Origin of the sequence: Methylobacterium gregans, from assembly GCF_022179245.1 — a bacterium.
In the GTDB taxonomy this organism is placed as follows: Bacteria; Pseudomonadota; Alphaproteobacteria; order Rhizobiales; family Beijerinckiaceae; genus Methylobacterium; species Methylobacterium gregans.
In genome coordinates this window covers 1-17,399 of the sequence record NZ_BPQM01000021.1, presented here as the reverse complement: position 1 = coordinate 17,399, position 17,399 = coordinate 1, and the positions used below count along the sequence as shown (strand labels likewise).

The following is a 17,399-nucleotide window of genomic DNA, read 5'->3' as shown; positions in this document are numbered from 1 at the left end:
GGTGCGGGCTAGACAGGGGCAGAGTTTTCCGCCCGCGCATGTTGCAACGCACAGTCGGCCGGGCCTCGGCCGCTCACCATGATGTGTGCGTAGAGATCCGCCGCAGCGCGGGCATGGGACGCGATCGTCGCCGGCGCTGACCAGAACCGGGCGTGGGCGGCCCGACCGAGAGCAGCCACGCACGCATCGTCCCGAAGGCGCGAGAAGACGCCTGCGAGGGCCTCCGCCTCGGGGGCGACGACGAAGCCCGTTTCCCCGTTCCGGACCTTTTCGGAGGCGCCTGAGCGCTCCGAGGCCACGACCGGGATGCCATCGGCGAGCGCCTCGTAAACGGTGAGCGGTCCCGTCTCGAACCAGCGCGACGGCGCGGCGAGCGCCCGCGCCCGGGCTCGCAGGATCGCCCGGGCGGCGTCCGGCGATTGCCAGCCGAGGACTTCCGCGCCTGCCGCCCGCAATTCCGCCTCCAGCGGCCCGGCACCGATGAACAGAGCCGGCAGCCCCGCCGCGCGCGCCGCCGCGGCGACGAGGTCGGCACCTTTCTCGCGGGTGAGGCGGCCCAGATAGACCACCGCGTCGCCCCGCTCCGGCTCGGCCGGCGCCACCGGGTGGACGCGGACCGGATTGTCGAGACGATGATGCACCACCCCACCACCGAACAGGGAGGCCATGCGGGTCCGGCTCGCATCGCAGACATGGACGAGGTGGAGCGGGTGGCTTCCGAGAGTCCGGCCCAGGATGGCGGTGCGGGCCACGCGTACGAGCTTGTGAAGGCGGCTGCGCGCGTCGCAGGGCGCGACGAGGCAGGCCGCAGACATCGGGCGCAGGGCGCAGGGCTCGGCCCGGTCGAACCGGTAGTAGACCCCGTTCGGGCAGGCCAGGAAATAATCGTGCAACGTCACGAGCACGGGCATTCCGGTCGCGAACAGGACCGGGAACACACTCGGCGAGAGGCTGCGGGTCCACTGATGCAGGTGGAGGATGTCGATGGGCGGCAGGGCGGCCAGCGCCGCCCCGACCCGCTCGGCGGCGACGCGGTGCCAGACCCCTGACACGGCGCCCGCGACGGCGCCGCGGGTCCAGATGTCGGGCAGGCCGAGATCGATGCGCCGGATGCGCGGATGGTCGAGCAGCGGGTCGACCGGCCCGGAGACGCCCTGGAGATAGCTGACGGCGATCCCCAGTTCCGCGAGGCCGCGGGCGGATTCGAGGGCGACCTTCTCGGCCCCGCCGCTCGGGGCGGCGAACTCGGCCAGGACGACGACGTGCATCGGGCGCCTCCAGGCTGCCGCCCGTGCACCGCGCCGGGGTCTCAGGGCGGCCCCGACCCTATCCCGGGCCGGTAAACGGCTTGCAACACCTGTCCGCCCCCGGCGTTGACGCCCGAACGCACCCGTGGGTGCCCTTGAGACGGAGCGAGGACCGGCATGGCCGACCAGGACACCAAGGCGAACGCGGAGAAGCCCGGCTTTCAGCAGGGCAGCGCCAAGCCCGGCGACAAGGCGAACCCGGACAACCGGCAGGAGCCGCTGAACGAGCGCCTGGACGAGGCGCTGGAGGAGACCTTCCCGTCGAGCGATCCCGTCTCGGTGAAAATCACCAAGTAGCTTGGTCGAGCTCATCGAGTGGCGGTTTCGAAAGGCCGAGGCCTTTCGCGGGTGCAGGGTGGAACCCTGCAACGAAGAAGCGCCGCCCCGGCCGAGCCGGGGCGGCGCTTCTCGTCCTGGGGCTGCGCGCCCCGAAACCCGCCCGAGGGCCTCGGGCCCTTTGGAATCCCTCGACCTCAGGCGGCTTCCAGCAGGCGGCGGGCGATGACCTGGGCCTGGATCTCGGCGGCGCCCTCGAAGATCGAGAGGATGCGCGCATCGCAGAGCACGCGGCTGATCTGGTACTCCAGCGCGAAGCCGTTGCCGCCGTGGATCTGCAGGGCGTTGTCGGCCGCCGCCCAGGCGACGCGGGCGCCCAGGAGCTTCGCCATGCCGGCCTCGAGATCGCAGCGCTTGCCCTCGTCCTTCTCGCGGGCCGAGAAGTAGGTGAGCTGGCGGGCGATGTTGATCTCCACCGCCATCATGGCGAGCTTGTCGGCCACACGCGGGAAATTGATCAGCGCCTTGCCGAACTGCACCCGCTCCTCGGCGTAGCGCAGGCCGATATCGAGGGCGGATTGCGCCACGCCGATGGCGCGGGCCGCCGTCTGGATGCGGGCCGACTCGAAGGTCTGCATGAGCTGGGCGAAGCCCTTGCCCTCGACGCCGCCGAGCAGGTTCTCGCCCGGCACGGAGAAGTTCTCGAAGGCGAGCTCGTACTCCTTCATGCCACGGTAGCCGAGCACCTCGATCTCGCCACCCGATAGCCCCTCGCCCGGGAAGGGATTCGCGTCGTCGCCCCGCGGCTTCTCGGCGATCAGCATGGAGAGGCCGCGATGGCCCTTCTCCTCGGGCTTGGTGCGCACCAGCACCGTCATGATGTCGGCGCGCACGGGGTGCGTGATCCAGGTCTTGTTGCCCGAGATCTTCCAGGTGTCACCGTCCTTCACGGCCTTGGTGCGCAGGCTCGCGAGGTCGGAGCCGGTGTTCGGCTCGGTGAAGACCGCAGTGGGCAGGATCTCGCCGCTGGCGATCTTGGGCAGGAAGCGCTGCTTCTGCTCCTCGGTGCCGCCGCCGAGGATGAGTTCGGCCGCGATCTCCGAGCGGGTGCCGAGCGATCCGACGCCGATATAGGCGCGGGACAATTCCTCAGAGACCACGCACATCGCGGTCTTGGGCATGCCCATGCCGCCGTACTCCTCGGGGATGGTCAGCCCGAAGACGCCGAGCTCGGCCATCTTCTGGATGATCTCCATCGGGATATAGGCGTTCTGGAGGTGCCACTCGTGCGCCTGATCGACCACCTCGGCCTTGCCGAAGCGGCGCATCTCGGAGCGGATCGCTTCCATGTCCTCGTCGAGGCCGGATTCGCCGATGGTCGCCGAGCCGCCGCCCTCGCGGATCTTGGCCACCAGGGCGGCGCGGTTCTCGGGCGTGTTGCCGTCCGCGATCATCGCCTCGACGGCGTCGGTGCGGAACTGGGCCAGCTCCTTGGCGGAGAGCCCGAGGGAGCCGGTCGGGCGCACCATCTCGCCCTGGCTCATCGGGATGCCGCCGAACATCTGGTCGAGATATTCGCCCGCGCCGATCTTCACCAGCAGCGTCTCGGTCTCGCCGAGCTTGCCCGCCTCGCGGAGGTTGGCCGCGTAGGTGCCGAGCTCGCGCACGGCCTCGCCGTAGACGGCGAGCCAGGCAAGGCCGTGGGCGGCGTGCTGCTCCGCCTCGAGCTTGGCGGCATCGATCTTGCCGTCCTGGCCCAGCACACGGGCGCGCACCCGGCGGGTCGCCTCGGCGACGAGCTTCTTGGCCGCCGCGCCCGCCTCGGCGGACAGGGCGACGACGTCCTGCGGTTCGGTCTGGATGGCGGGGGAGGCGGACATGCTGAGACCCTGGATCTAGGGGGATCACGGTTAGCCCCGTTATAGGGCAGCCCGCGAAACCGGAGATATTTTTTTATTTGCACCGCCCGCAAAGGGAAGTGAATGCCGCCCGCGTTGCACCATGGTGCAATACGGATCGAAGGCTCAGCCGCGGCTCACCAGGGCCACGCCGAGCACCGCCACCGCCATACCGGCGATCTGCACGGGGGCCAGCGTCTCGCCAAACAGGGCGTAGGCCATGACGGCCGAGACCGCGGGCACGAGGTAGAACAGGGCCGAGACGCCCGCGACCGCCTGTCGCTGGATCAGCCGGAGCAGCAGCAGGATCCCGCCGACCGAGAGGCCGAGCACCGCCCAGGCGAGACCCGCGAGTGCCGGCAGGCTGGCGTCGAATCGCCCCTCCTCCAGCAGCAGGGCGAGCGGCAGCGTCATCAGGCCGGCACCCAGGAACTGCACGGCCGCGTTGGTGCGCAGGTCGACGGTGGCCGCGAAGCGCTTCTGCCAGAGGGTGCCGCCAGTGAGCGCGACGGTCGCCCCGAAGCAGACGGCGAGCGCGTCGAGCGGGATCGCGTCCGTGCCTGCCCCGATCTTCGGCAGGAGGACGAGCCCGGAGCCGAGCGCCCCGATCCCGACCCCGAGCCAGCGGCGGGGCGAGACCCGCTCGCCGAGCAGCGGGCCGGCGACGAGGGCCGTCAGGAGCGGCGGCAGGCTCGTCACGAGGGCGGTGAGCCCCGCCGGCAGGCCGCGGCTCACCGCCCAGAACACGCCGTCGAGATAGATGCCCTGAAGCAGGATGCCGGCGAGCAGCGCGTCCCGCCAGCCTCGCCAGCCCAAGGGCCAGCGCGCCCCGGCGGCCCACGCGATCGCGCAGAGGACGCAGACCGTGAGCAGGAAGCGCAGGGTCAGGAACGTGAACGGCTCGGCGTGCGGCGCGACGAGCCGGGCTACGATGAATCCGGTCGACCAGATCAGCACGAAGAGCCCCGGCACGAGGCGGAGGGCGGGGTTCGCCGGGGCGGAGGCGGGTCGGGTCATCGGGGGCGCGGCGCGGCGTGGGCCGAACCGTGTGTCACGAACGCGCAGCCAGCGCCACGCTTTCGCGCCGGGACGGGTGGGCGCCCTCTCGCCTCGCCGCGGATCCGGTGTAGAGACCCGTCCCGACATGCGTCCCGCCCCGCGCCTGCACCGCCCCATCGAGATCGCCGCCCTGGCAGCAGCGCGCTTCGTCGCGCATGACGGCTGGGCGATCGCGAGCCACATCGCGCTCTCGACCCTGACCTCGATGTTCCCGTTCCTGATCCTGCTGGCGGCTTTGGCCGGCCTGTTCGGTTCGAAGTCGCTCGCCGACGAGGCCGGGGTGCTGATCCTCGATGCGTGGCCGAAGGAGGTGGCGAAGCCCATCGTCGGCGAGGTGCACCGGGTGCTCACAGAGCAACGCGGCGGCGTGCTCACCATCGGCGCGCTCTTGGCGCTCTACTTCTCGTCCTCCGGCGTCGAATCGCTTCGGGTCGGGCTCAACCGCGCCTACGGCATCCGCGAGATGCGGCCCTGGTGGCTGACCCGGCTCGAATCGATCGGCTACGTGGTCTGCGGCGCCTTCGCGATGCTGGCCTTCGCGCTGCTCGTGGTGCTGGGCCCGCTGATCTGGCGCAACATCGTCAACGTGGCACCGGGGCTCGAGCCGCTGGGGCTCACCGTGGCGATCGGGCGGATCGGGATCACGGCCTTCCTGCTGGGGCTGGTTCTGGTCATCGCCCACCGCTTCGTCGCGGCGGGGCGGCGGCCGATCCTGCTGGTACTGCCGGGCGTCGTGGTGACGCTGCTGCTCTGGTTCCTGGCAGGCCTCGGCTTCGGGTTCTATCTCGACCGCTTCTCGACGGCCTACGCCTCGACCTACGGGGGCCTCGCCACCGCGATGGTCTTCCTCGTCTTCCTGTACTGGTGCGCCGCGATGTTCCTGTTCGGCGGCGAGATCAACGGCACCGTGATCGCCGCGCGGCGCGCCCGCCTCCAGGCGCGGATGCAGGCCCGCCGGGCCGGGGTGCGCTAGAGCACACGCGGTCAAGCTTGCGCGGGTTTCGGGCGGGCGGCCGGGAACCCGCGCCGAGCCGGCGCATTCATCCCGTACTCCATGCGATCCCCAAGAGCACCTCAAAGGCCCGCCTCACGGCGGGCTCTTTTTTGCGCGGAGCCCCGTCAGCCGCCGCAGCCGCCGCGGTGTTCCGGGAGCGTCAGCCCGAAATGGGCGACGAGGTCGTCCACCTGCGCGGGCGAGAGGGCGCGGGGATTGAGATTGCGCAGGATGAGGTAGAGCCGGGCCGTCTCCTCCAGCTCCTCGGTGGCAAAGACCGCGCCCTCCAGGCTCTCGCCCGCCACCACCGGACCGTGGTTGGCGAGCAGCACGGCACTGTAGCGGCCGGCGAGCCCGCGGATGGCGTCGGCGACCGCCGGGTCGCCCGGCCGGAAATACGGCACGAGCGCGGTGCCGCCGGTGCGCATCAGGTAATAGGGCGTCAGCGGCGGCAGCACGGCCTGCGGGTCGATCTCGGGCAGCATCGAGACCGCGACCGCGTGCGTCGAGTGCAGGTGCACGATGGCCCGCGCTTCCCGGCGGCTCTGGTAGAGCGCGGTGTGGAGCGGGATCTCCTTGGTGGGCTTATCACCCGACACGAGATTGCCCTCGGCATCGAGCCGGGAGATCCGGGCCGGGTCGAGGAAGCCCAGCGACGCGTTGGTCGGCGAGACCAGCCAGCCGCCGTCGTCAAGGCGCACCGAGATGTTGCCCGACGAGCCCGGTGTCAGGCCGCGCTCGAACAGCGAGCGGCCGTAGCGGCAGATCTCCTCGCGCAGCCGGCTCTCCGTGGCGCTCATGCGGTCGCTCCCTCGCTGAGTTCGAAGCCGAGATCGATCGTCCCGGGCGGGCTGCCCGCGCTCAGGGCCTCGGCCGCAGCGCGGCCGATGGCGAGACGGGGCGTGCGCATGGTCGAGAGCGGCTGCGGCATCGCCTCGGTGATGTCGAGGGCGTGGCAGCCGAACAGGGCCAGCCGCTCCGGTACGGCCCAGCCGCGGCCGAGGCAGGCGAAGTAGCCCCCAAGCGCCATGTCGTCGTTCGAGAAGTAGACCGCGTCCGTGTCGGGCACGCGCGCCATCAGCGCCTCCAGGGCGGCGCGGCCGGAAGCGGCCGAGGAGCGATCGCCCACGAGCTCGCGGGCGTGCAGAGCGAGGCCCGACTCGGCGAGCGCCGCCTCGAAGCCGGCGAGCCGCTTGGCCGCGCGCAGGTCCCGGCCGAGGTCGTGCCCCACATAGGCGATGCGCCGGTAGCCGCGTCCGATCAGGTGGCGGGCGCTGGCGTGCCCCACCGCCCGGTTCGAGAAACCCACCGCGATGTCGAGGCCCGGCCCGTCCGTGTCGATCATCTCGACGATCCGGATGCCGGCGGCGCGAAGCCGGGTGACCGTCAGCTCCGTGTGCTCCAGCCCGGTCAGCACCAGGGCGGCGGGGCGCCAGGACAGGAGCCCGGCGACTAGCGCCTCCTCGCGGTCCGGGTCGTAGTCGCTCACGCCCACGACGCTCTGGAACCCGGCACCGTCGAGGGCGCCGGTGAGGCCGCGCAACAGGTCCGGGAACACGATGTTGGTGAGGGAGGGGATCACCACGCCGACGAGCTGCGAACCCGCCGAATCGGCGTTGCCGGCGAGCGACCCGGCGAGCCGGTTCGGCACGTAGCCGAGCCGGTCGGCGGCCTCCAACACGCGCTCGCCCGCCCGCTTCGAGAAGGAGCCCTGCCCGCGCAGAACCCGCGAGACCGTGCTCTCGCCGACGCCCGCCTCGCGGGCGACGTCGGCGATCGTCACGAGACGGCTCGGTGTCTGGTGGATGGTCACGCCACGCTCCTCCGGCACGCAACCGACATAACAAGCGGCCCGGTCCGTCACAACCAAATTGGCAGCGCTCCCAAGAAATTCTTGGCAGCGCTGCCAAAGCGCGATAGGTCTGTTTAGAGCGCCGCCATCAGAGCGGTCGCCACGATCGCCCCGGGCATAGGGGCCGACAGGGAGAACGCCTATGACCGTGCAGGCCGCAACGGTGCCGGGGGCCGCCGCGCCGCCGCAGGATTTCGTCGAGCAGACCTACACGAAGGTGTTCTGGCGCCTCGTACCCTTCCTGATGCTCTGCTACGTGATCGCCTACCTCGACCGCGTGAACGTCGGCTTCGCCAAGCTGCAGATGTCGCAGGAGCTGAAGTTCAGCGAGACGGTCTACGGGCTGGGCGCAGGCCTGTTCTTCATCGGCTATTTCCTGTTCGAGGTGCCCTCGAACGTGATCCTGCACCGGGTCGGCGCCCGGGTCTGGATTGCCCGGATCATGATCACCTGGGGGGTGATCTCCGGCGCCTTCATGTTCGTGAACTCGGCGACCTCGTTCTACATCATGCGCTTCCTGCTGGGGCTGGCCGAGGCCGGCTTCTATCCGGGTGTGATCCTCTACGTGACCTCGTGGTTCCCCTCGCACCGCCGCGCCCGGGTGATCGCCGTGTTCATGTCGGCGATTCCGGTGTCGGGCATCTTCGGCAACCCACTCTCGGGCTGGATCATGGACGCCTTCAACGGCGCCTACGGCCTCTCCGGCTGGCAGTGGATGTTCGTGATCGAGGCGATCCCGGCGGTGATCGTGGGCGCGGCCGTGTTCCTCTACCTCGACAACAAGCCCGCCGACGCAGCCTGGCTCTCCGAGGCCGAGAAGGCGGTGATCGAGCGTGACATCGCGGCCGAGCACGAGGGCAAGACCGAGAGCCCGCACTCGATCGCCACCGTGTTCCGCAACGGCCGGATCTGGTTCATGAGCCTGATCTACTTCGCCTTCGTCACCGGGCAGTACGGCCTGACCTTCTGGATGCCGACGATCGTCAAGGCGTCGGGCATTCAGGGGAATCTCAACATCGGCCTCGTCAGCGCGATCCCGTTCCTGTTCGCGGTCTTCGTGATGATCCTGCTCGGTCGCAGCGCCGACCGGCTGCGCGAGCGTCGCTGGCATCTGATCGTCCCGGCGCTCCTCGGCTCCGTCGGCTTCATCGTGGCGGCAAGCACCGGCAACACCGTGATCGCGATCGCGGCGCTCTCGGTGGCGGCGGGCGGCGTCCTCACCTGCGCCCCCCTGTTCTGGTCGCTGCCCACCGCCTTTCTGGCCGGCACCGGGGCGGCGGCCGGCATCGCCCTGATCAACTCGGTCGGCAACCTCGCGGGCTTCGCCAGCCCCTACGTGATCGGTGCCCTGCGCGACTCCACGGGCAGCACGGCGGCCGGCATGTACGCGCTCGCCGCGATGCTGGTGATCGGCGCGGTCTGCGTATTCGTGACGCCGAAGCGGCTGGTGAACCGCTGAGCCGCGGCGTTCGTGGGTCGTGCCACGGCACGATCCATCCGCGACGCCCCCCCGCTCCCGTGCGGGAGAGGGTCGGGGTGAGGGATGAGAACTCTCCGGAAGGGACGCACCGCTTCCGCGGAGACGCCGCGGCTTCTCCGTAAAGCTCCGGGTCCCCCACCCCGCTTTCTGCGAAAGCAGACCTCTCCCGGACGGGAGAGGGGACCCGCGCCCTTTCCGAGAGCGCCGGACACGCCTCTTCGATCATTAGAGCACAGGACGGCACACAATGAGCACCACCACACCGACAGGCCGCGCCGCGGTGATCGGCCTCGGCTCGATGGGCGCCGGTATGGCGGCGTCTCTCCTGCGGGCGGGCTTCTCCGTCAGCGCCTGCGACGTGAACCGCGAGGCCGTCGCCCGCTTCGAGGCGGCTGGCGGGCGCGGCGCCGCGAGCCCGGCCGAGGCCGCGGAGGGCGCTGACGTCGTGGTCTGCGTCGTGGTCAACGCAGCCCAGACCGAGGCCGTGCTGTTCGGGCCCGAGGGCGCCGCCGGGACCATGCGGCCGGGCGCCGTCTTCGTCTCCTCGGCCACCATGGACCCGGCGATCGCCCGGGGCCTCGCCGCGCGCCTCGAGGAGACCGGCCGGCTCTACCTCGACGCCCCGATGAGCGGCGGCGCGGCCCGCGCCGCGGAGGGCGCCCTCACCTTCCTGGCCTCGGGCTCGCGCGAGGCCTTCGCGGCGGCGCGCCCCGCGCTGGAGGCCATGGCGGGCCGGCTCTACGAGCTCGGCGACGCGGCCGGCCAGGGCGCGGCCTTCAAGATGATCAACCAGTTGCTCGCCGGCGTACACATCGCCGCCGCCAGCGAGGCGATGAGCTTCGCGGCCAAGCAAGGTCTCGACCTCGCCAAGGTCTATGAGGTGATCACGGCGTCCGCCGGCAATTCGTGGATGTTCGAGAACCGGATGCCGCACGTCGTCGAGGGCGACTACACACCGAAGAGCGCGGTCGACATCTTCGTGAAGGATCTGGGCATCGTGCAGGATATGGCCCGGGCCGAGCGCTACCCGGTGCCGGTGGCGGCGGCCGCTCTGCAGATGTTCCTGGCGGCGTCGGGCGCCGGGATGGGCCGGGACGACGACGCCTCGGTGGCGCGGATCTACGCCCAGCTCTCGGGCACGACCCTGCCGACGCCCAAGGCCTGAGGAGGGCTCCGATGCCGCGCTTTGCCGCCAACCTCACGATGATGTTCAACGAGCACCCCTTCCTCGACCGCTTCGCGGCGGCCGCGGATGCGGGCTTCGAGGCCGTCGAGTTTCTGTTCCCCTACGAGCACAGCCCGGACGCGATCGCCGAGCGGCTCGCCCGCCACGGCCTGGCCCAGGCCCTGTTCAATCTGCCGCCCGGCGACTTTGCGGCGGGGGAGCGCGGGATCGCGGTGTTCCCCGAGCGCTTCGACGAGCTGAAGGCCGGCGTCGGGACGGCGCTCCGCTACGCCGAGGCCACGGGCGTCGCGCGCCTGCACCTGATGGCCGGCCTCGCCGACCCGGCCGATCCGGGGGCGCGGGATGCCTACCGCCGCGCCGTGACCTGGACGGCGGAGCGGCTCTCCGAGCACGGCCTCGATCTCGTGCTGGAGCCGATCAACGCCCGCAACATGCCGGGCTACTTCCTCGACGATTTCGGAGCCGCCGCCGCGCTGATCCGCGAGCTGGAATTGTCGAACCTGAAGCTCCAGTTCGACCTCTACCACTGCCAGATCCTGCACGGGGACGTGACGATGCGGCTGCGCGCGCTGATGCCGCTGATCGGCCACGTCCAGACCGCGAGCGTGCCCGACCGTCACGAGCCCGGCACCGGCGAGATGAACGACGCCTATCTCTTCGCCGAGCTCGACCGGCTCGGCTACGCCGGCTTCGTCGGATGCGAATACATCCCGGCCGCCGGCACCGTTGAGGGCCTCGGCTGGTTCGCGCCCTATCGCACGGGCTCCGCCCGGGGAGACGCCCGATGACCCTCGCCCTCGGCTGCGTGGCGGACGACTACACGGGCGCCTCCGACCTCGCCAACACCCTGACCAAGGCGGGGCTTCGCACCGCCCAGACCATCGGCATCCCGGACGACGACCTCGCGCTCGGCGACGTCGAGGCGGTCGTAGTCGCCCTGAAGAGCCGCTCGATCGAGCCGGAGCGCGCGGTCGCCCTGTCGCGGGCGGCGGATGCGTGGCTGCGCGGGCGCGGCGCCCCCCACGTGATGTTCAAGATCTGCTCGACCTTCGACTCGACGGACCAGGGCAATATCGGCCCCGTCCTCGACGCCCTGCGCACGGATGCGGGCGAGGCCATCGCCGTCGTCACTCCGGCCTTTCCGGAGACCGGGCGCAGCGTCTACCAGGGCCATCTCTTCGTGGGTGCCGCGCCGCTCCACGAGAGCCCGCTGAAGGACCATCCGCTCAACCCGATGCGGGACTCGAACCTCGTGCGGGTCCTCGCCCGCCAGAGCGCGGCGCCGGTCGGACTCGTCGACGTGGCGACCGTGGCGCGGGGGGCCGACGCCGTGCGGGCCCGCCTCGACGCGCTGGCGGCGGAGGGTGTCGGCGCGGCGGTGGCCGACGCGATCCTCGACGCCGACCTGGAAATCCTCGGACGCGCCGCGCTCGCGCACCGGGTCTCGTGCGGCGCCTCCGGCCTCGGCCTCGGCCTCGCGCGGGCGCTCGCCGCCCCGGGCGAGGCCGATCCGGCCGCCGACGTGCTGGCGGAGCCGGTCGGCGGGCTCTCGGCCTGCCTCGCGGGCAGCTGCTCGCGGGCGACGCTGGAGCAGATCGCGGCGGCGGAAAGCCGGATGCCGGTGCTGCGCCTCGATCCCGAGCGCCTGATCGGCGGGGCGGACGGCGTCGGCGAGGCCGTCGCCTGGGCGGGCGCGCGCGTCGGGCAGGGCCCGATCCTGATCGCCAGCAGCGCGGACCCCGAGGCGGTCCGCGCGCTCCAGGCCCGTCACGGCGTCGCGGCGGCCGGCCACGCCATCGAGGTCGCGCTGGCGCGGCTCGCCGCCGCCCTCGTGGAGCGCGGCGTGCGCCGCCTCGTGGTGGCGGGCGGCGAGACCTCCGGCGCCGTGGTCGACCATCTCGGCCTCAAGGCCTTCCGGGTCGGGCCGGAGATCGCGGCCGGCGTACCGGTGCTGCGCACGGCCTCGGGCGTGCCGATGCTGCTCGCCCTCAAATCCGGCAATTTCGGCGGTCGCGACTTCTTCGCGCGCGCCCTCGACCTGATGCGTTGAGCGGAGGTTTCCCATGCACGTCCTGATTCTCGGCGCCGCCGGCATGATCGGCCGTCGCCTCACGGCGGAGCTCGTCGCGGCGGGCCGTGTCGGCAACGACCCGCTGACCGGCCTGACGCTGGTCGACGTCGTGCCGCCGGAACGGCCCCGCGGCTTCGACGGCGCGGTCCGGGTCGAGGCCGCCGACCTCTCGCGGCCGGGCGCCGCCGCGGCAGCGCTGACCGAGCGGCCGGGCATCGTCTTCCACCTCGCGGCGGTGGTCTCCGGCGAGGCGGAGGCCGACATGGATCTCGGCTACCGGGTCAACCTCGACGGCACCCGGCTGCTCTTCGAGGCGATCCGCACCCTGAGCGAGAGCGAGGGCTACCGGCCGCGGGTGGTGTTCACCTCCTCGCTCGCGGTGTTCGGCCAGCCGCTGCCCCCGGTCATCGGCGACGACTTCATCCCGGCGCCCGCCTCCTCCTACGGCGTCCAGAAGGCGATGGGCGAGTTGCTGCTCGCCGATTACAGCCGCCGCGGCTTCCTCGACGGGATCGGCCTGCGCCTGCCCACCATCTGCGTGCGGCCGGGCAAGCCCAACAAGGCGGCCTCGGGCTTCTTCTCCGGCATTCTGCGGGAACCGCTCGCCGGGCTGCCGGCCGTGCTGCCGGTGCCCGATACCGTGCGCCACTGGTTCGCCAGCCCGGGCGCCGCGACCGGCTTCCTGCTGCACGCGGCCGGGCTCGATCTCTCGGATCTCGGAACGCGCCGCACGCTGACCATGCCCGGCATCTCGGTGACCGTGGCGGAGGAGATCGAGGCCCTGCGGCGTGCCGCAGGCGAGAGCGCCGTCGCCCTGATCCGACGCGAGCCGAATCCGGTGATCATGCGGATCATCGAGACTTGGCCGGAGGCCTTCGATACCCGCGCCGCCAACGCCCTCGGCTTCGTGGCGGACGCCTCCTTCGACGCAATCCTCGCGCGGCACATCGCAGAGTCTCAGCGCTCCTAAGGGCCGGGGCGCCCCCCCCGATGCCGGCAACCCGCGAGGCGCTTGCCGGCGTTGGGAGGCGCGCTGATCCGCGCGGCACCTCCGCCCACCTGCATCGCTCCCGGGTTGACGATCCGTACACCCTGACTTCTCTCAAGAGCACGCAGCGCTCCAGTTTCGCGTTGCGCAGATGTCGCCGTTCAGCAAACCATCGCATCGCCGCCAGAGCGCGGCGGATGCCTGAATGTGGGTTGCTCTCATGCGGCGCTCATATCTGAAGTTCGCGTGGGCAGCGCCAGTCGTGGCTTTCGGCGTGGCGCTGATCCTGCTGCTCTGCATCGGTGCCGTCGCGGCCGCCTTGGCCCTTCTGTGGGCGAGCGCCGCGCATCGAACGGTTGTCCGGGCCCGATGTCGGCTCAAGGAAAGATTCTACGCCCGGATCGCCTAGAGCCAAGAAAAGGCCCGCCGCGGCCGAGCCGGGCGGGCCAAGTAGGTCTCTCGGAAGGAATGCCGTGATTGGCAGGGATGCACTAAGCATCCAGTATGCCAGATTCGTGACGGTCCTGGTTCGGAGATGCGCGCCTCCATGAGAGGACGTCGCCTTCGTCACACGATTGCGCCACAGGCTGACGCCTATTTGGCTGGGCGTTCGCTCTGAACCAGACGCTGGCCGGCCAGGCACTCTCGCATGTAGGTCGCGAGCAGATCGGGCGTCATGTTCAACGCCTCCGCCCGGGCTCGGCAAACCTGTTCGTTGCTCCGAGGATCGGCATTCTGAGCGGCAGCGCCGAAGCCGGTACCCAGTACGAATGCACTGGTGATGAGTAATGATGCAGCGCGCAAGGCGGCCTCCTCGGTTCCGATGACGTGAGGCCAACGAGGGCACCGCCCCGGCTGTTCCGGCTGCGCGGAATCGCTGGAACGGCCGAGCCGACGCCGAGAACGGCGCGAGGCGAGGCCGCGCGTGCCGATCAGGCGTCGGCACGCGCCTCGCGCGTCGGCGAGGCTTCGCGGGTCGCGAGGTTGCGCTTGACCGCCTCCTGAACCTTCTCGAAGGCCCGCACTTCGATCTGGCGCACGCGCTCGCGGGAGACGCCGAACTCGCCCGACAGATCCTCGAGCGTGATCGGGTCGTCAGCGAGACGGCGCGCCTCGAAGATGCGGCGCTCGCGCGGGTTGAGGACGCCGAGCGCGTCGCGCAATGCCGAGAGGCGGTTCTGCCCCTCCTGCTCGCGCACCAGCACGGTCTCCTGGCTCGGGCTGTTGTCGACGAGCCAGTCCTGCCACTCGCCCTCGCCCTCCTCGCGCAGGGGTGCGTTGAGCGAGGTGTCGCCGGACAGGCGCCGGTTCATATCGACCACGTCCTGCTCGGGGACACCGAGGCGGGTCGCGATCTGCTTGACCTGATCGGGCTTGAGGTCGCCCTCGTCGAGCGCCGAGATCCGGCCCTTGGCCTTGCGCAGGTTGAAGAACAGCTTCTTCTGATTGGCCGTGGTGCCCATCTTCACGAGTGACCACGAGCGCAGGATGTATTCCTGGATCGCGGCCTTGATCCACCACATCGCATAGGTGGCCAGGCGGAACCCCTTGTCCGGGTCGAAGCGCTTGACCGCCTGCATCAGGCCGACATTGCCCTCAGACACCACCTCGCCGATCGGCAGGCCGTAGCCGCGGTAGCCCATCGCGATCTTGGCGACGAGCCGCAGGTGCGACGTCACGAGGCGGTGCGCGGCCTCGCGGTCCCCCTGGTCGCGCCAGTTCTTGGCGAGGGTGAACTCCTCCGACGGCTCCAGCATCGGGAACTTGCGGATCTCATCGAGGTAGCGCGACAGGCCACCTTCGTTGGCGAGCACGGGCAAAGCGCCGGCCATGGGCATTCTCCTTGAGAGTCCCCCTCTCGGGCGGACACATGTTGCGGACGGCCGCTCCTTGAGCCGGCCGTACGACTCACCATCTCTACTGGGTCAGTCGCCGGGCCGGTAGCGGGTCCGCGACCCGAATGTCGTGATCAACGCGCGAGGGCCCGGTCGGTTGACAGTTGGTTGACATTGGCACGATTGGTCGCGGGTCTCCGTGCCCTTTCGCACCTGTGCGCCGATCGTGCTTGACCGTTGCGGACGAGCCACCAGGCCCGCCTTCATCTCTTCGCCGAAGCTGCGCGGCGGTTACATCCCGAGCGCCGCGATCAGCCGGGCAAGATCCGGAGGTGGGTCGCTCTCGAAGCGCAGATGCGCGCCCGTGCGCGGATGCGCGAAGCCCAGCAGCGCGGCGTGCAGCGCCTGCCGTCCGAGCGCGGCGAGCGCCGCCTGAGCGGCCTCCGGCAGCCGGGCCGCCTTGGTCTTGAAGGCCCCGCCATAGACGGCGTCGCCGAGCAGCGGATGCCCGATATGGGCGAGGTGAACGCGGATCTGGTGGGTGCGCCCTGTCTCCAGGCGGCACTGCACTCGGGCGACCTCGGCGCCGTGGCGCGCCTCCACCGCGTAGTGCGTCACCGCGTGGCGGCCCTCGCCGGGCCGCACCACCGCGATCTTCTCGCGGTTGTGCCGGGAGCGGGCGAGATCGGCGGTGACGGTGCCGCGCGCGGGCTCCGGCACGCCCCAGGCCAGCGCAAGGTAGGCCCGCTCCAGCGGCCCGCTGCGGCCGTGATCGGCGAACTGCGCCGCGAGCCCCCGATGGGCGGCGTCGTTCTTGGCGACCACCATCAGGCCGCTGGTATCCTTGTCGAGGCGGTGGACGATGCCGGGCCGGCGTACCCCGCCGATGCCCGAGAGAGTGTCGCCGCAATGGTCGAGCAGGGCATTGACGAGGGTGCCGGTCTCGTTGCCGGGCGCGGGGTGCACGACGAGCCCGGCCGGCTTGTCGACGACGACGAGGTCGTCGTCCTCGTAGGGAACGACGAGGCCGAGCGCTTCGGGCAGCGGCTCAGCGGGCGCGGCCTCCGGCACGGTGACGGCGAGGCTCGCGCCGTCCGCCACCTTGAGGGACGGGTCGCGAACGGCTGCACCGTCCCGCCGCACGTGGCCGGCCCGCACCAGATCCTGGAGGCGCGAGCGCGAGAGGTCGGGGAACAGCAGCGCCAGCGCCCGGTCCAGCCGCACCGGCGCCTCCGCGGCGACCACGCCCTGCCGCTCCGTCCCGCCCGCATTCCCCACCGATTCACCCGACACACCGAATCTCCCACCCGCCCCGAAAAAGCGTCGCGAAGGGGTTGCTCCCCCGTTCAGGCGTCGCTATAGGATCGCCACGCCGCCGCGGAAAGCTCCCATCGTCTAGCGGTCTAGGACGTCGCCCTCTCACGGCGAAAACAGGGGTTCGATTCCCCTTGGGAGCGCCATCCACCCTTTTGGGTCTGGAGCGGCGCAAGCTTCCGAACTCATCGCCATCTCCCCCGACTGCTCGTGCGACGAACGTAGGAACGGTGCTTCGCCTATCCCTGCGTGGTCTCCATGTCTTCAGCCCCGTCATGCCCGAACTCTGGCGGGGCGCCTCGGCTTGGAAGGTCATCCTCGGCACCGAAGACGACCATCCGGCGAAGAAGGCTCATGCCGCAGCTTTGTCCCACCGAAACGCGCACTTCACCGCAGCCATACGGGCGCGGCGCGGGGAGCCGGCAGTCTCCGGCGGGCGACCTTCGCGACCAGCCCCCCGGGCGACGCCGCCCTGCAGCGGCCCGAGGTGATCGCTCAGGACCGGGCGGTCATTCTCCTCACCGACGATGAGGCAGAGCAGATGGCGATGCCCTGCGGGCAGTTCCGGACCACCGAGGAGTCCTCAGGCTTGTCCGACCTGGATAAGGCGCCTCGCAACGGGACAGCCCGCGATCGCGCGCATGTTCGAGGTTTAGAGCTTGACAGTCCGCCCGCGGAGTGCGCTGAGGCGCCAGGGCAGGCCGATCCGTACGGGACGCGACTGGAACGTTCACGGCAGAATTCGAGTTTATAATTACTCTTATTACAGTAGATTTTCCCAGAAAATCCCGCCCCTACACATAGATTCGGCTGACGAGCTCGGCAGCTTCCGCTATGCCCCGACTATGGGCAAGCTCAAGCCGGTTTATCTCTATCGCCTGCGGCTCCTCTACGCTGCCCCGCGCTACTACGCCCCGCAGAGCATCAACCATTACCTGGAGAAGCGCGGTCTGATCCGGCGCACCGGGCGCGCGCTCCCGGCCCGGCGGCACGAGGAGTACGAGATCACGGAGGCCGGCCGCACGGCCTTCGACGCGGCGCTCGTAGCACCGGAGTGAAGCGGCCTCAGCCAGCGGGGAGCCGGCGCACGGCCAGCGACCGGAAGATCTGGGCGAGTTCCTCGGCGGAGTAGGGTTTTC

The 17,399-nt window shown here is 70.8% G+C and carries 15 protein-coding genes and 1 tRNA gene; 9 read left to right on the top strand and 7 right to left on the bottom strand.

Features of this window, described 5'->3' with window-relative positions; all coding sequences use genetic code 11:
• Window positions 1-8: 8 nt before the first annotated feature.
• Window positions 9-1,268, bottom strand: a complete 1,260-nt coding sequence (locus MFF54_RS04775; protein WP_238301495.1) for a glycosyltransferase — start codon at window positions 1,266-1,268, stop codon at window positions 9-11.
• 156 nt (window positions 1,269-1,424) lie between these two features.
• Here MFF54_RS04775 and MFF54_RS04770 point away from each other — a divergent pair, with 156 nt between their 5' ends.
• Window positions 1,425-1,604 (top strand): hypothetical protein, encoded by a 180-nt coding sequence (locus MFF54_RS04770; RefSeq protein ID WP_238301494.1) that lies wholly within the window; start codon window positions 1,425-1,427, stop codon window positions 1,602-1,604.
• Between the two features lie 176 nt (window positions 1,605-1,780).
• On the opposite strand, the gene MFF54_RS04765 is transcribed toward MFF54_RS04770, so the two are convergent.
• Together MFF54_RS04765 and MFF54_RS04760 are read right to left on the bottom strand one after the other, a co-directional pair.
• Complete coding sequence (locus MFF54_RS04765) at window positions 1,781-3,463, bottom strand: acyl-CoA dehydrogenase family protein (protein WP_238301493.1); 1,683 nt, start codon at window positions 3,461-3,463, stop codon at window positions 1,781-1,783.
• Between the two features lie 144 nt (window positions 3,464-3,607).
• Window positions 3,608-4,498 carry a DMT family transporter gene (locus MFF54_RS04760; protein ID WP_238301492.1) on the bottom strand — a complete coding sequence of 297 codons (891 nt, stop codon included), beginning with the start codon at window positions 4,496-4,498 and terminating at the stop codon, window positions 3,608-3,610.
• A 127-nt stretch (window positions 4,499-4,625) separates the two neighbouring features.
• Between MFF54_RS04760 and MFF54_RS04755 the strand changes: the two genes are divergently transcribed.
• Complete coding sequence (locus MFF54_RS04755; protein ID WP_238301491.1) at window positions 4,626-5,513, top strand: YihY/virulence factor BrkB family protein; 888 nt, start codon at window positions 4,626-4,628, stop codon at window positions 5,511-5,513.
• Window positions 5,514-5,659: 146 nt separating this feature from the next.
• On the opposite strand, the gene otnC is transcribed toward MFF54_RS04755, so the two are convergent.
• Both otnC and MFF54_RS04745 read right to left on the bottom strand, forming a co-directional pair.
• Window positions 5,660-6,334 (bottom strand): 3-oxo-tetronate 4-phosphate decarboxylase, encoded by a 675-nt coding sequence (gene otnC / locus MFF54_RS04750; RefSeq protein ID WP_238301490.1) that lies wholly within the window; start codon window positions 6,332-6,334, stop codon window positions 5,660-5,662.
• Window positions 6,331-7,347, bottom strand: coding sequence for a LacI family DNA-binding transcriptional regulator (locus tag MFF54_RS04745; protein ID WP_238301489.1), 1,017 nt, complete (start codon window positions 7,345-7,347; stop codon window positions 6,331-6,333). Before MFF54_RS04745 ends, otnC begins: the two co-directional genes overlap by 4 nt.
• Before the next feature lie 181 nt (window positions 7,348-7,528).
• Between MFF54_RS04745 and MFF54_RS04740 the strand changes: the two genes are divergently transcribed.
• From MFF54_RS04740 to denD, 5 genes are all read left to right on the top strand, one after another.
• Complete coding sequence (locus MFF54_RS04740) at window positions 7,529-8,845, top strand: MFS transporter (RefSeq protein ID WP_238301488.1); 1,317 nt, start codon at window positions 7,529-7,531, stop codon at window positions 8,843-8,845.
• A gap of 268 nt (window positions 8,846-9,113) precedes the next feature.
• On the top strand, window positions 9,114-10,031 hold the full coding sequence (gene ltnD / locus MFF54_RS04735) for an L-threonate dehydrogenase (RefSeq protein ID WP_238301487.1): 918 nt from the start codon (window positions 9,114-9,116) through the stop codon (window positions 10,029-10,031).
• 11 nt (window positions 10,032-10,042) lie between these two features.
• Complete coding sequence (gene otnI / locus MFF54_RS04730; RefSeq protein ID WP_238301486.1) at window positions 10,043-10,840, top strand: 2-oxo-tetronate isomerase; 798 nt, start codon at window positions 10,043-10,045, stop codon at window positions 10,838-10,840.
• Window positions 10,837-12,102 carry a 3-oxo-tetronate kinase gene (gene otnK / locus MFF54_RS04725; RefSeq protein WP_238301485.1) on the top strand — a complete coding sequence of 422 codons (1,266 nt, stop codon included), beginning with the start codon at window positions 10,837-10,839 and terminating at the stop codon, window positions 12,100-12,102. The genes otnI and otnK overlap by 4 nt, the downstream gene beginning before the upstream one ends.
• Before the next feature lie 13 nt (window positions 12,103-12,115).
• Complete coding sequence (gene denD / locus MFF54_RS04720; protein ID WP_238301484.1) at window positions 12,116-13,093, top strand: D-erythronate dehydrogenase; 978 nt, start codon at window positions 12,116-12,118, stop codon at window positions 13,091-13,093.
• Window positions 13,094-14,043: 950 nt separating this feature from the next.
• Here denD and rpoH read toward each other — a convergent pair.
• Both rpoH and MFF54_RS04710 read right to left on the bottom strand, forming a co-directional pair.
• Entirely contained in the window at window positions 14,044-14,943 is a 900-nt protein-coding gene (rpoH, locus tag MFF54_RS04715) for an RNA polymerase sigma factor RpoH (RefSeq protein ID WP_238301483.1), read from the bottom strand.
• Between the two features lie 294 nt (window positions 14,944-15,237).
• Entirely contained in the window at window positions 15,238-16,239 is a 1,002-nt protein-coding gene (locus MFF54_RS04710) for an RluA family pseudouridine synthase (RefSeq protein ID WP_370880245.1), read from the bottom strand.
• A 91-nt stretch (window positions 16,240-16,330) separates the two neighbouring features.
• Here MFF54_RS04710 and MFF54_RS04705 point away from each other — a divergent pair.
• Window positions 16,331-16,406 (top strand) — tRNA-Glu (locus MFF54_RS04705).
• A gap of 699 nt (window positions 16,407-17,105) precedes the next feature.
• Window positions 17,106-17,318, top strand: a complete 213-nt coding sequence (locus MFF54_RS04700) for a hypothetical protein (protein ID WP_238301482.1) — start codon at window positions 17,106-17,108, stop codon at window positions 17,316-17,318.
• Window positions 17,319-17,399 lie beyond the last annotated feature (81 nt).